At 63.2% G+C, this 13485-nt stretch carries 14 protein-coding genes; 11 read left to right on the forward strand and 3 right to left on the reverse strand.

The genetic code is table 11. From position 1 onward, the window contains the following. Positions 1 to 82: 82 nt before the first annotated feature. Positions 83 to 2065 carry a monovalent cation:proton antiporter family protein gene (locus AT395_RS22200; RefSeq protein ID WP_042114315.1) on the reverse strand — a complete coding sequence of 661 codons (1983 nt, stop codon included), beginning with the start codon at positions 2063 to 2065 and terminating at the stop codon, positions 83 to 85. 189 nt (positions 2066 to 2254) lie between these two features. On the opposite strand from AT395_RS22200, the gene AT395_RS22205 reads away from it, so the two are divergent. The 11 genes from AT395_RS22205 (at position 2255) to rapZ (ending at position 11350) form a co-directional block, all read left to right on the forward strand. Further along, complete coding sequence (locus tag AT395_RS22205) at positions 2255 to 3235, forward strand: KpsF/GutQ family sugar-phosphate isomerase (protein WP_048628611.1); 981 nt, start codon at positions 2255 to 2257, stop codon at positions 3233 to 3235. Positions 3236 to 3246: 11 nt separating this feature from the next. After that, positions 3247 to 3819 (forward strand): KdsC family phosphatase, encoded by a 573-nt coding sequence (locus AT395_RS22210; protein WP_048628610.1) that lies wholly within the window; start codon positions 3247 to 3249, stop codon positions 3817 to 3819. 24 nt (positions 3820 to 3843) lie between these two features. Beyond that, a complete protein-coding gene (gene lptC, locus AT395_RS22215; protein WP_042114310.1) occupies positions 3844 to 4503 on the forward strand; it encodes an LPS export ABC transporter periplasmic protein LptC in 660 nt (219 codons plus the stop codon). Then, complete coding sequence (gene lptA / locus AT395_RS22220) at positions 4500 to 5201, forward strand: lipopolysaccharide transport periplasmic protein LptA (protein ID WP_082117758.1); 702 nt, start codon at positions 4500 to 4502, stop codon at positions 5199 to 5201. Before lptC ends, lptA begins: the two co-directional genes overlap by 4 nt. A gap of 25 nt (positions 5202 to 5226) precedes the next feature. Continuing rightward, on the forward strand, positions 5227 to 5997 hold the full coding sequence (gene lptB, locus AT395_RS22225; protein ID WP_042117810.1) for an LPS export ABC transporter ATP-binding protein: 771 nt from the start codon (positions 5227 to 5229) through the stop codon (positions 5995 to 5997). A gap of 94 nt (positions 5998 to 6091) precedes the next feature. Further along, positions 6092 to 7579, forward strand: a complete 1488-nt coding sequence (locus tag AT395_RS22230) for an RNA polymerase factor sigma-54 (protein WP_042114309.1) — start codon at positions 6092 to 6094, stop codon at positions 7577 to 7579. 142 nt (positions 7580 to 7721) lie between these two features. After that, on the forward strand, positions 7722 to 8075 hold the full coding sequence (gene hpf / locus AT395_RS22235) for a ribosome hibernation-promoting factor, HPF/YfiA family (protein ID WP_039373742.1): 354 nt from the start codon (positions 7722 to 7724) through the stop codon (positions 8073 to 8075). Between the two features lie 236 nt (positions 8076 to 8311). Beyond that, a complete protein-coding gene (gene ptsN, locus AT395_RS22240; RefSeq protein ID WP_042114306.1) occupies positions 8312 to 8767 on the forward strand; it encodes a PTS IIA-like nitrogen regulatory protein PtsN in 456 nt (151 codons plus the stop codon). Positions 8768 to 8844: 77 nt separating this feature from the next. Next, on the forward strand, positions 8845 to 9810 hold the full coding sequence (gene hprK, locus AT395_RS22245) for an HPr(Ser) kinase/phosphatase (protein WP_010804807.1): 966 nt from the start codon (positions 8845 to 8847) through the stop codon (positions 9808 to 9810). Positions 9811 to 9969: 159 nt separating this feature from the next. Further along, on the forward strand, positions 9970 to 10296 hold the full coding sequence (locus tag AT395_RS22250) for a PsiF family protein (RefSeq protein WP_042114303.1): 327 nt from the start codon (positions 9970 to 9972) through the stop codon (positions 10294 to 10296). Positions 10297 to 10468: 172 nt separating this feature from the next. Next, positions 10469 to 11350 carry an RNase adapter RapZ gene (gene rapZ, locus AT395_RS22255; protein WP_042114302.1) on the forward strand — a complete coding sequence of 294 codons (882 nt, stop codon included), beginning with the start codon at positions 10469 to 10471 and terminating at the stop codon, positions 11348 to 11350. A gap of 1 nt (position 11351) precedes the next feature. Here rapZ and mutY read toward each other — a convergent pair whose 3' ends face one another. Beyond that, complete coding sequence (gene mutY, locus AT395_RS22260; RefSeq protein ID WP_048628609.1) at positions 11352 to 12524, reverse strand: A/G-specific adenine glycosylase; 1173 nt, start codon at positions 12522 to 12524, stop codon at positions 11352 to 11354. A gap of 87 nt (positions 12525 to 12611) precedes the next feature. Then, positions 12612 to 13442, reverse strand: coding sequence for a bifunctional DNA-formamidopyrimidine glycosylase/DNA-(apurinic or apyrimidinic site) lyase (mutM, locus tag AT395_RS22265; protein WP_048628608.1), 831 nt, complete (start codon positions 13440 to 13442; stop codon positions 12612 to 12614). Positions 13443 to 13485 lie beyond the last annotated feature (43 nt).

The raw sequence follows: 13485 nt of genomic DNA on the forward strand, positions 1-13485 counted from the left end.
AAGGCCCGGCACGCCCGTTCCGATGCGGCCGCGGACATACCGTCGGCCGCCTGCCCTACCGGTCTGCCCTCGCAGGGCGAGCCTATTCGTGCCCCAGCAGCCGCTGTTCGGCCACCACCAGCTTCTCGGGCAAGCCTCGCAGCACCACGATGTCTTCCGCCATCAAACGCGTTTCAGACACCGGCTCGACGCCGCGAATGCCATGCCGGCGGATGGCCGTGACCGTCACCCCGAGCTTGTCGAGGCGAAGTTCGCCAAGGGTGCGTCCGACCGCGTCGGCATTCAGGGTCAGTGGCACCGATTGCAGCCGGACCTGCTCGCGCTCTCCGCCTTCGTCTTCGTCGTCGAGTCCGTGGAAATATCCCCGCAGGAGGCTGTAGCGCTCGTTACGCGCTTGCGCCACCCGGCGCAGCACGCGACGCATTGGCACGCCCATGAGAACCAGCGCGTGCGACGCCAGCATCAGACTCCCCTCCACGATCTCGGGCACCACTTCGGTCGCCCCGGCGGCGATCAGGTCGTCAATGTGCGTGTCGTCGACCGTGCGCACCACGACCGGCAGCGTGGGCTCCAGCGCCTGCACTTGCGCGAGCACCTTCAGTGCGGCCGGGGTGCTGTCGTACGTCACCACGATACCGGCGGCGCGGTGAATCCCGGCGGCAACGAGCGCCTCGCGCCGCGCGGCGTCGCCGAACACTACCGTCTCCCCGGAGCTGGCGGCTTCCATCACGCGATCCGGATCGAGGTCGAGCGCCACGTAACCAATGCCCTCCTGTTCGAGCATGCGCGCGAGGTTCTGGCCGCACCGGCCGTAACCGCAGATGATGACGTGCCCGGAGGTCTTGATGCTCTGCGTGGCGATCTTGGTCATCTGCAACGACTGCATCATCCATTCGTTGGCGACGAAACGCAGCGCGATGCGGTCGGCGTTGATAATGAGGAACGGCGCGCACAGCATCGAAAGCAACATGCCCGCCAGCACCGCCTGCGACAGCGAGGGGTCGAGCAGGTGCCGGTCGATCACCAGATTGAGCAGCACGAAGCCGAACTCGCCGGCCTGAGCCAGACCCAACCCCGTACGTATCGCCGTGCCGGGCGGGCTGCCGAACACGCGCGCAAGGCCCGCGATCAGCGTGAACTTCACGACCAGCGGCCCTACGAAGAACAGCAGCACGAGCAGCGGCTGCTTCATCACAATGGCCGGATCGAGCAGCATGCCGGTCGTGATGAAGAAGAGACCGAGCAATACGTCGCGGAATGGCTTGATGTCGTCTTCCACCTGATGACGAAACGGCGTCTCCGCGATCAGCATGCCCGCGATGAACGCGCCCAGCGCCATCGACAGGCCAAGATGTTCGGTGACGTAAGCGAGACCCAGCGTGAGCAGCAACAGGTTGAGCATGAACAGCTCTTGCGAGCGCCGTGCCGCCACGATGTGGAACCAGCGTCCCACCAGTTTCTGACCGATCCACAACAACAGCGCCAGTGCGCCCGTGATCTTGAGCGCCGCCAGCGACAGGGCCAGCACCAGCGCTTTCGAATTGCCGCCAAGCGCGGAAATGACGATCAGCAACGGCACCACGGCCAGATCCTGGAACAGCAGCACGCCCATGATGTTGCGGCCGTGCTCCGTCTCCAGTTCCAGGCGCTCGGCCAGCATCTTGGTGACGATCGCCGTTGACGACATGGCAAGCGCACCGCCAAGGGCAACCGACGCCTGCCACGAGAACGACCAGAACAGATTGACCACGGCGCCCAGTCCAACCGCCACGAGCAATGTCCCCAATACCTGAGAAACGCCCAGCCCCAGCACCACGCGGCGCATACTCTTTAGCTTGGGCAGCGAAAACTCGATGCCAATGGAGAACATCAGGAAGACAACGCCGAACTCCGCGAGGTATTGCACGCGCTGCGAGTCGGAAGCCAGCCCCAGTGCGTGCGGGCCAATCACGATACCCACGCTCAGATAGCCGAGCATGGGCGGCAAATGAAGCATGCGGAACAACACCACCCCGACGCAGGCAGCAAACAGCAAGACAAGAGTGAGTTCGAGCGGTGATGCCATCGGCTAAGGTGGGTTTCCTGAGTGAATCTGAATAGGCGCGATTCCGATGATGCAAGTGCCGTGCCAGATTACGTCGGTGAAGCGGCATCCGAGGGAGGACCGGGCGGCGTCGGAAGACGATACTAACGCTGCGGGCCAAGCCTGGCGCGGCTGTCCTCGGCGCCGCATCCATTTTGATATACTCCGCGCATGATAGCGAAAATCAATCCAGGCCGGGCACTCGAGGTCGCCCGGGAGGTGTTGCGCACGGAAGCCGACGCCATCGAACGCGTCTCCGCGCACCTCGACGACAGCTTCTTCGAAGCGGTCTCGCTGCTGCTCGACTGCCGCGGGCGTGTGGTCGTCACCGGGATGGGCAAGTCCGGTCACATCGGCCGCAAACTGGCCGCCACCTTCGCCAGCACCGGCACCCCCGCATTCTTCGTTCACCCCGCCGAAGCCAGCCACGGCGACCTGGGCATGATCACGGCCGACGATGTCGTCGTTGCCCTGTCGAACTCCGGCGAAACGGGCGAACTCGTCAGCATTCTGCCGATGATAAAGCGCATTGGCGCGAAGCTCATCGCCATGACCGGCAACGCCAGTTCAAGCCTCGGTCGCCTGTCCAACGTGCACCTCGACGCACACGTCGACCGGGAAGCCTGCCCGCTTGGGCTCGCTCCCACCGCCAGCACCACGGCCGCCCTCGCCCTCGGCGACGCGCTGGCCGTCACGCTGCTCGACGCCCGTGGTTTCGGCGCAGAGGACTTCGCACGCTCGCATCCGGGCGGCGCGCTCGGCCGCCGTCTGCTTACGTTCGTGCGCGATGTCATGCGTACCGGTGAACGCATTCCGCGTGTGCGCTCCGATGCCAGCCTGTCCGACGCCCTGCTCGAAATGACGGCCAAGGGACTTGGCATGACGGCCATTGTCGATGCTGACGATCGCGTCGTGGGAATCTTTACCGACGGCGATCTGCGTAGATTGTTCAAACGTACCCTCGATTTCACCACGCTCACGCTGGCCGACGTCATGAAAGCCGGCCCGCGCACCATCGGTCCCGATCAACTCGCTGCCGAAGCGGCGGAGTTGATGGAGCGTTTCGGCATCACGCAACTGCTCGTGACCGAGAACGACCGCCTCGTCGGTGCGCTGAACGTGCACGACCTGTTCGCCGCCAAGGTCGTGTGAGTCTCTTGCCCATGAGTCAACCCAGCATCGCCCACCCCACGCCGACCGACGGATCCCACACGGCCGACGCAAGCGCGCGCGCCGCTCGCCTGCGTGTCATGATTTTCGACGTCGACGGTGTGCTCACCGACGGCGGCCTGCGCTACGGCCCGACCGGCGAAGTCATCAAGACATTCGATTCGCTCGACGGCCACGGCCTGAAGCTGCTCGCCGAAGCGGGCATCGTTACCGCCATCATTACCGGCCGCCAGTCCGAGATCGTCGCCAGGCGCGCGACGGACCTTCGTGTCGCCCATGTCTATCAGGGCGTGCACGACAAGCGCGCCGCGTTCGAGGACCTGTGCGCCAAGGTATCGGCAACGGCCGACGTATGCGGCCACGTGGGCGACGACTGGCCCGATCTGCCGGTACTCACCCGCGTCGGCTTTGCCGCCTGTCCGGCCAATGCGCACGCCGAAGTGAAGGCGCGCTGCCATTGGGTTGCCGGTACGCGTGGTGGCGAAGGTGCGGTGCGAGAACTGTGCGACTTCATCCTGCGCGCTCAGGGCCGTTACGACGCCCTGCTCGCCGAAGCCCTGGCCTGACGCACAGAGGAACGCCGATCACTCATGGCCAATCAACGCGTCTCGCCTGCCTCCCTGATCGCCATCGTGGTGCTGGCCAGCCTGGCTGCCGGCACGTACTGGCTCGTGCAACGCACGCTGCCGTCCGACGCCGATCGCGCGCCGTACGTGAAGCAGCACATTCCCGATTACTACGCCGACAACATGTCCATCTCCACGCTGTCGGCAAGCGGGCTCACGCAATACCGGATCAATGCGGTCCACATGACGCATTTTGAAGACGACCAGACAACGGCGCTGAAAATGCCCGCCGTGCGCGCGTTCACGCCGGATCAGCCGGAAGTGACAGCCACGAGCAAGCGCGGCACGCTCAACGCCGACATGTCCGTCGTCGATATGTACGACGATGCCGTGGTGGTTCGTCAGGCCGGCCCGCGCGATCCGGAAATGCGCGCGCTGTCGGAGCATTTCCAGGTCCTCGTGAACGAGGACATTGTGCGTACGGAACTGCCGGTCCAGCTCTACCGAGGGTCGTCGGTGATGTACGGCGACGGCATGATTTTCAATAACATCTCGCGCGCCGTACAATTGCTCGGCAATGTTCACGGCACGATCCAGCCGGCGGAACTGGGCGGCAACCGCCCGGCACCGGCCACCACGCCAAGCGCGCCACCCCAGACCAAACAGGGCCCCAAGACCCCATGACCGATCGCCGCAACCTGCGACCCGTTTTCCTGTCGATGCGCGCACTGCGCGTCCTGGCCACCGCCTTCGCCATGCTCGGCGCACTCGTATCGCCGCTCGCCCATGCCGAGCGCGCCGACCGCGACAAGCCGCTCAATATCGAGTCGGACCACATGAGCTACGACGACCTCAAACAGGTCAACATCTTCACCGGTAACGTGACGATGACCAAGGGGACGATTATCCTCAAGGCCGACCGCGTCGAAGTGACTCAGGACCCCGAGGGCTATCAGTACGCTACGGCGTACTACAAGCCGGGCGGCCCGCTCGCCTATATGCGTCAGAAGCGCGACGGCCTCGACGAGTACATCGATGGCTGGGGCCAGACGATTTACTACAACGGCAAGACCGAAGTCGCCACGCTCACCACGCAAGCCACGCTCAAGCGCCTGGCCGGTGGCACGAAGGTGCTCGACGAGATCCACGGCAGCGTGATTACGTACGATACGTATAACGAGGTCTATACCGCGAACAGCGGCGCCGATCAGGTCAACGCCAACAATCCGAACGGCCGCGTGCGCGCCACGCTCGCCCCGCGCAATGCAACGGGCGCGAATCAAGCGCAGCCCGGCGGCGCGAGCAAGCCGGGCGCAGCCGCCCCCAAGGGCGATCTGCCGCCGCTGTCTCCCTCAAAAAGCATTGGGAATCCGCGTGAGTAATTCTGCCAACAGCAACGCTTCGACCATCAATCCTGGCCTCGGGCCGGCGGGCAAGCCGAGCGCGCTCGTGGTGCGCTCGCTCAAAAAGCAATACGGCGCCCGTACCGTCGTCAAAGATGTTTCGCTGGATGTGAAAAGCGGCGAAGTCGTGGGCCTGCTCGGCCCGAATGGTGCCGGAAAAACCACGTCGTTCTACATGATCGTGGGGCTCGTACCAGCCGACGACGGCGAGATTCAGCTTGACGGCAATCTGATCAGCGAACTGCCGATTCACGAGCGCGCCCGCATGGGGGTCTCGTATCTGCCGCAGGAAGCGTCGGTCTTTCGTAAGCTCACGGTGGAAGACAACATTCGCGCCGTGCTCGAATTGCAGCTCGATGCGCAGGGAAAACCCCTCAAGCGCGACGAAATCGACCGCCGCATCGAAGCGCTGCTCGACGAGTTGCAGGTGAGCCATCTGCGCGAGAATCCGGCAATGTCGCTCTCTGGCGGCGAGCGCCGCCGCGTGGAAATCGCCCGTGCACTGGCCACGCAGCCGCGCTTTATTTTGCTCGACGAACCGTTTGCGGGCGTTGATCCGATCGCCGTGCTGGAAATTCAGCGCATCGTGCGCTTCCTGAAAGACCGTGGCATCGGTGTCCTGATTACCGACCACAACGTGCGCGAGACGCTGGGTATCTGCGATCACGCCTACATCATCAGCGAAGGCTCTGTGCTCGCCGCCGGCACGCCTGACCAGATCGTGGCCGACGAAAGCGTCCGCCGCGTGTATCTGGGCGAAAATTTCCGGATGTAAAGCTAATTTTTCGCATGTAAACCCTGCCTCCGATAGGGCGCAGGGCCGGTTCCGCTGGCGTGACAAAGCCTCTACAATAAAGGCGAGACACGCTATGAAACCGACTCTTCAACTCCGCACCTCGCAGCACCTGACCCTCACGCCGCAGTTGCAGCAATCGATCCGGTTGTTGCAACTGTCTACGCTCGAACTTCAGCAGGAAGTCGAGCACGCCCTCACCCAGAACCCGATGCTCGAACGCGAGGACGATTGGCTCGCGGGCTCGGTACGTGTGGGCACGGACGGGTCGCTGCGCAACGAGCGGGCAACGTCGGTCAGCAGCACGAACGACGGCGCCGAGTCCGCCAACGGCCGTGACGAAGCCCGCGAACTCGACGGCGAGACCCGGTTCGACGACAACTCGCAAGACAATGGCGGCGACTGGAGCCTGAACGACTTCGCCCGCTCCGGCAGCACCTCGGACGACGACGACAACGCGCGTCCGCAGCTGCACGTCGACCATCCCAACCTTCGCGAACACCTGCTGGCGCAGTTGCGCCTGACCAAGGCCGGTCCGCGCGACCGTGCGCTGGTGGCGTTCCTGATCGAATCGCTCGACGAAGACGGCTATCTCGGCACCACGCTCGAAGAAATCGAGGCAGAAATGCCCGAAGAACTGGCGCTGGAGACCGAGGAAATCAACGCCGCGCTCGCGCTGCTGCAAAGCTTCGACCCGGCGGGTGTGGGCGCCCGCAGCCCGGCCGAATGCCTTCGCCTGCAACTCCAGCGCCTGCCTGCGAGCAGCGTTCGCACGCTCTCGCTGCGCATCGTGAGCGATCACCTGGAACTGCTCGCCGCACGCGATTACACCCGTCTGCGCCGCGTGCTGGGGGCGAGCGAAGACGGCTTGCGTGCCGCCCATCAACTGATTCGTTCGCTCGATCCGTTCCCCGGTGCCGCGTATGGCACGCCGCAGGCCGATTACGTCGTGCCCGATGTGCTCGTGCGCAGACAGGGCAGCGGCTGGACCGCCGAGCTCAATCCCGACGTCATGCCGCGCCTGCGCATCAACGAGATGTACGCGCGCATTCTGCGCAATAACCGCAACGACCCGGGTACCGGCAACTTGCAACAACAACTTCAGGAAGCCCGCTGGCTGATCAAAAACATCCAGCAGCGCTTCGATACGATCCTGCGCGTGGCGCAAGCGATCGTCGAGCGTCAAAAGAACTTCTTCACGCATGGCGAAATCGGCATGCGGCCCTTGGTTTTACGCGAGATTGCTGATACGCTGGGTTTACACGAATCCACGATTTCACGCGTGACCACCAGTAAGTACATGCTCACTCCATTTGGAACGTTTGAGCTGAAGTACTTCTTTGGTTCACATGTGGCAACGGAAGCCGGGGGCGCAGCGTCATCGACCGCCATCCGCGCACTCATCAAGCAACTCATAGGAGCAGAAGACCCGCAGAGCCCCCTTTCCGACAGCCGTATCGCGGAACTGCTGGCAGAGCAAGGGTTCGTGGTGGCGCGGCGCACCGTCGCGAAATACCGCGAGGCCATGCGAATTCCGGCAGTGAACTTGCGCAAATCTTTGTAGGACAGTCCTGGTGCGCCATGTTGGCTCGCTGGGGCATAACGCCGCAGTGCGACATTGCGTCACGTCAATGGCTCGCACTCCCGCTAGCCAGCGTCGTTCATGACGCGGCCTGCACTTCGGCATTTCAGCAAGGAGAGCAGCTATGAATCTGAAGATCAGTGGACATCACCTCGAACTCACGCCGTCACTGCGCGAATTTGTCGTCAACAAGCTCGAGCGCGTGTTGAGGCATTTCGACCAGCTTATCGGTGCCGAGGTGATCCTATCTGTCGACAAGACCAAGGAGAAGGCCGGACGCCAGATTGCTAGCGTCACCGTGTATCTCAAGGGCAAGGAAATTTTCGTCGAGAAGTGTGACGAGAATATGTATGCCGCCATCGACAAGCTGATCGACATGCTCGACCGCAAGGTAATGCAATACAAGGACAAGGTTCAGGATCACGGGCGCGAAGCCCTCAAGCACCAGCAACCTCCCGAGGCGGAACCGCTGCAATGAGTCTGTCCGGGCGTGGTAGTCGCATCGACTGACAGCCACGTGAATTCGCACGGAACCACCCGAGCGCACACACGTCTGCCATAAGTCTGGCATCACCCACCGCGGGGCCGTTGAACGGCCCCTTTTGTATGGTTCCGCCCAGTTCCGTGGATTGCCGCGGGCACCACGGCGGGTGGTCTATAATGCGAGGTCAATCGGGGGTTGGAGGGCGACTAAGCGTTCGCCCGCATTACAAGATGAACCGTTTAGTCAAACTCTTACCTGCGTCCAACATCCTGCTTGGACTGTCTGTCACCAGCAAGAAGCGCGTCTTCGAGCAAGCCGGGCTTCTTTTCGAGAACAATGCCGGCCTGTCGCGCGCGCTTGTGACCGACAATCTGTTCGCACGCGAGCGTCTGGGCTCGACCGGACTGGGTGAAGGCGTGGCCATTCCGCATGGCCGTATCAAGGGCCTGAAGCATCCGATGGCAGCCTTCGTGCGTCTCGATGACCCCATTCCCTTCGAAGCACCCGACAGTCAGCCGGTGTCCCTGCTGTTCTTTCTGCTCGTACCGGAGCAGGCAACGCAGCAACATCTCGAGATTCTCTCCGAAATTGCCCAGTTGCTCTCCGATCGCACGATGCGGGAGACCTTGACCCATGCGCCGAGTGCCGACGAGATTCACGCCGCACTCGCCAACTGGCAGCCCTGAGCCGGCGCTTGCGCCGGTATCCGCCGCGAAAATCTGAAAATTCGTAGCTCCCACACCCAACCGAACGAGGCGACGCGGTGGAACTGACCGGCATCAACGCGCAAAGCATTTTCGACGACAACGCCGCCACGCTGCGGTTGTCGTGGCTGACCGGCCATGAGGGATGGGAGCGAGGTTTCACGCCCGAGAGCGTGGCGACCGCCACCTCCAGCGCCGACCTCGTGGGTCACCTGAACCTCATCCACCCGAACCGGATTCAGGTGCTTGGCGAGGCCGAACTGCGTTACTACCAGCGCCTGACGGATGAAAACCGCAAGCGTCATATGGGCGAAGTGATCGCGCTTGAGCCCCCCTTCCTCGTGGTGGCCGACGGCCTGGAAGCGCCGCCCGATCTGGTACTGCGCTGTACCCGCTCGTCCACACCGCTGTTCACCACGCCGATGTCGACGGCCGCAGTCATCGACAGCCTGCGCCTGTACATTTCGCGTGTGTTCGCCCCGCGATGCACGATGCACGGCGTGTTTCTCGACATTTTGGGCATGGGCGTGCTGCTCACCGGCGATTCCGGCCTCGGCAAGAGCGAACTCGGCCTGGAACTGATCAGCCGGGGTCACGGGCTGGTCGCGGACGACGCCGTCGATTTCGTGCGCCTCGGACCGGATTTCGTCGAAGGCCGTTGCCCGCCGCTGCTGCAAAACCTGCTGGAAGTGCGCGGCCTGGGCCTGCTCGACATCAAGACGATCTTCGGTGAGACGGCCGTACGCCGGAAGATGAAGCTCAAACTCATCGTTCAGTTGGTGCGCCGCCCCGACGGCGAATTCCAGCGCCTGCCGCTCGAAGCGCAGACGGTGGATGTTCTTGGCCTGCCCATCAACAAGGTCATCCTGCAAGTGGCTGCCGGCCGAAACCTCGCCGTGCTCGTCGAAGCCGCCGTGCGCAATACGATCCTGCAACTGCGCGGCATCGATACCCTCAAGGACTTCATGGAACGCCAGCGGCAGGCCATGCAGGACCCGGACGGCATGCAGGGCAAGCTGCTCTGACTCCCCTAAGGGCGGCGCCATCCGTCGCCCAACGTGCCGGGGTTTACCGCAATTTCCGATTTTTTCTGTCAACGCCGCGCGATTGCGGCGCGTTTTCTTTCATGTTGTAATCGCGACGCGGCCCCTTCCCGTGCGTGTCGACCTTATGGAGAGACGATCATGAAAAAAGCATTCGCTGCATTGCTTCTGGCATCCCCGCTGCTCGCATCGCCCGTGTTTGCCCAGACGGCCGCTCCGGCGCCTGCTCCCAAGGCAGCCAATTCCCAGCAGAACAAGATGAGCACCTGCAACACGCAAGCAGGCGACAAGAAGGGCGACGATCGCAAGGCGTTCATGAAGGATTGCCTGTCGAGCAAGCCTGCCGCCGCCGCCAAGCCGACCCAGCAGGAAAAGATGAAGACCTGTAATGCGCAGGCGGGTGACAAGAAGGGCGATGATCGCAAAGCGTTCATGAAGTCGTGCCTGTCGAACAAGCCGTCGGCCTGACGTTTTTCCTGGTCAACGATTGCCCAACGGCGCCCCACAGGGCGCCGTTGTCACATGCGCAGCACCTTTCTCTCGTAAAGTGAGAGAAATCTTCGGGAACGTTCTTGTTTCTGCCCGCTCGACACCCGTAAGACACAATCGCTTACCATGAAGGTTGTATCCGGGAAATGTCATGAAGATCGTACTGATTACCGGCGTTTCGGGTTCCGGCAAATCGCTCGCCCTGAACGTCCTCGAGGATGCGGGTTACTACTGCGTCGACAATTTGCCGTCGCGCTTTCTGCCTGAGCTCGCCGAATATCTCGAAACGCAGAACTACACGCGCCTCGCGGTCGCCATCGACGCACGAAGCGGCGGCTCGTTGGCCGATCTGCCACCGATCATCGGCGGCCTGCGCCGCTTTGGTCACGACGTGCGCGTGCTGTTCCTCAACGCCACCACGCAAACGCTCGTGCAGCGCTTCTCCGAGACACGCCGCCGCCACCCGCTATCCGTTGTGGGTGACGATACGGTCTCGGCCACCGGCTCGCTTGTCGAAGCAATCGAGAAAGAGCGCGAGATGCTTAACAGCGTGACCGAACTCGGTCACCAGATCGACACCAGCAATTTGCGGGCAAGTGCGTTGCGCCGTTGGATCCGGGAATTCGTCCAGCACGATCACGCCGGACTCACGCTGATGTTCGAATCGTTCGGATTCAAGCACGGCGTGCCGCTCGACGCCGATCTCGTATTCGACGTTCGCTCTCTGCCCAATCCGTATTACGACACACAGCTTCGCCCGCTAACCGGCCGCGATCAGCCGGTAATCGACTTCCTCTCGGCCATTCCGGAAGTCGACGAGATGATCAACGATATCGGCGCATATCTGCAGAAATGGCTACCGAGCTATATGCGCGACAACCGTAGCTATCTGACGGTGGCGATCGGCTGCACCGGCGGCCAGCACCGCTCCGTATTCATCGCTGAAACGCTGGGCGCACGCTTTCGGGCGGAAGCCAGCGTGCTCGTGCGTCATCGCGAACTCGCGCCCCTCGACCCGGTTCCTGCCGCCTGATTCACGCCGGCAGGCTGAGTTGACCGTCGCCGGGCGACACGGCACACAGGGCGTCGGCAATTTTGCGGATCGGCGACGGCAAACCCGCAGCAGCAATCCCCGCGGTGTCGAGCCAGGCATGACCCGAATCGCTCGAATGCCCCACAGACGCGCGCTTGCCCGATGCCCCCGACAGCGTGACCAGCCACGGCCGCAGGTGCAGCCGGAAGTGCGTAAAAACATGCGTAAGCTCCTGCAACGGCACGAGCGACTGGACCGTGCCCTGCGTTGCGCCGAGCGCCGCTGCATGCGCCGTCAGGCGCTCGCGCAGCGATGTTTCGTCCGCCTCGCGCTCATCCGTTGGCGGTGACAATTCCGGCAGACTCCAAAGCCCGCCCCAGATGCCGCTGTCGGGCCGCCGCTCGAACAACATGCGCTCGTCCGAGCAAATCACCAGCACGTCGACGTAACGCTCCGGTTGCACCTTTTTCGGCTTGGATGTCGGCAGTACACGCTCGCGTCCGGTCGCATGGGCAACGCAATCGCTATCGAACGGGCACTCGCCACAGCGCGGCTTGCCGCGTCCGCACAGCGTCGCACCGAGATCCATCATGCCCTGCGTGTAGGCAGGCAAATCCTTTTGCGGCAGCAACGATTCCGCCAGTGCCCACATGTCTCGCTCGATCTTCGGCGTGCCCGGAAAACCCTCGATGCCGAAAACTCGCGCAAGCACCCGTTTGACGTTGCCGTCGAGAATCGCGGCGTGCGCATCGTAGGCAAACGCGGCAATCGCCGCGGCCGTCGAACGGCCAATGCCCGGCAGCGTGGCGAGCGTCTCGGGGTCCGACGGGAAACGTCCGCCATGCTCGGCGACGACGACCTGCGCGCAACGATGCAGGTTGCGCGCGCGCGAGTAGTAGCCAAGACCGGCCCAGAGCGACATGACATCGTCTTGCGGCGCGCTCGCCAACGCGGCAACGTCGGGGAAACGCTCGAGAAACCGCCCGTAATAGGGAATGACGGTGGCAACCTGCGTCTGTTGCAACATGATTTCCGACAACCAGATGCGATAGGCGTCGCGCGTGTTCTGCCACGGCAGATCGTGGCGGCCGTGCTCCGCCTGCCAGGCGATCAGGCGCTCGGCAAAAGTACCCGCGAGCGAATTGGCGGGACGGTCGTTGGACGATGAGTTCATATGGGTTTCACGGAGACATCGGGTGCAGCGATCGACGTCCGGCGGCGCCGGGTTTCCCCTGCCGCCCGATCCGACCTCGCCGCTGCGTTATTTCTGGCACTGCGGGCAAAAGAACGTGGAACGCTGGCCCTGTACGATCTGCCGGACCGGTGTGCCACACACGCGACATGGCTGTCCGGCACGATCGTAGACAAAATACTCCTGCTGAAAATAGCCGCTCTGGCCGTCGCTGCCGACAAAGTCGCGCAACGTGCTGCCGCCTTTCTCAATCGCCGCGGCAAGTACGTCCTTGACTGCCTTTGCGAGTTTGTCCGCGCGCGGCCGCGTGAGTTTGCCTGCCGGCATGCGCGGGTTGATTCCGGCGCGGAAAAGACTCTCCGATGCGTAGATATTACCCACGCCCACCACGATGCTGCCCGCGAGCAACGCCTGCTTGATGGCGACCGTCCGCCCCCGGGTGCCGGCGTATAGCCAGTGACCGTCGAAGTCGTCCGTCAGCGGCTCAACCCCGAGGCTGGCGAGCAGCGGATGCCTGAGCACGTCGCCTGCCGAACGCGGATGGAACAACACCGCGCCGAAGCGGCGGGGGTCGCGATAGCGCAGCGCGCACCGCTCGAACACCAGATCGATATGATCGTGTACGCCGGCGGCCGGGAGCGCCTCCGGTTCAGGCATGACGCGCAAGGTGCCGGTCATGCCCAGATGAACCAGCAGCCAGCCCGGGGCGTATTCGAGCAGCAGGTATTTGCCGCGACGGGTGACGCCGACGAGCGTTTCGCCACGCAAGAGGGTGTCGAGGCCATCGGGCACCGGCCAGCGCAACGAAGCGTTGCGCACGTCGATACGCGCGATACGCGTACCCGCGACGTGCGGCGCAATACCGCGGCGGGTGACTTCGACTTCTGGGAGTTCAGGCATGCCTGCGAACGTTTGCTGAGGATTTAGACTCTATTGTATCGGG

Source organism: Pandoraea apista (assembly GCF_001465595.2).
Taxonomy (GTDB): domain Bacteria; phylum Pseudomonadota; class Gammaproteobacteria; order Burkholderiales; family Burkholderiaceae; genus Pandoraea; species Pandoraea apista.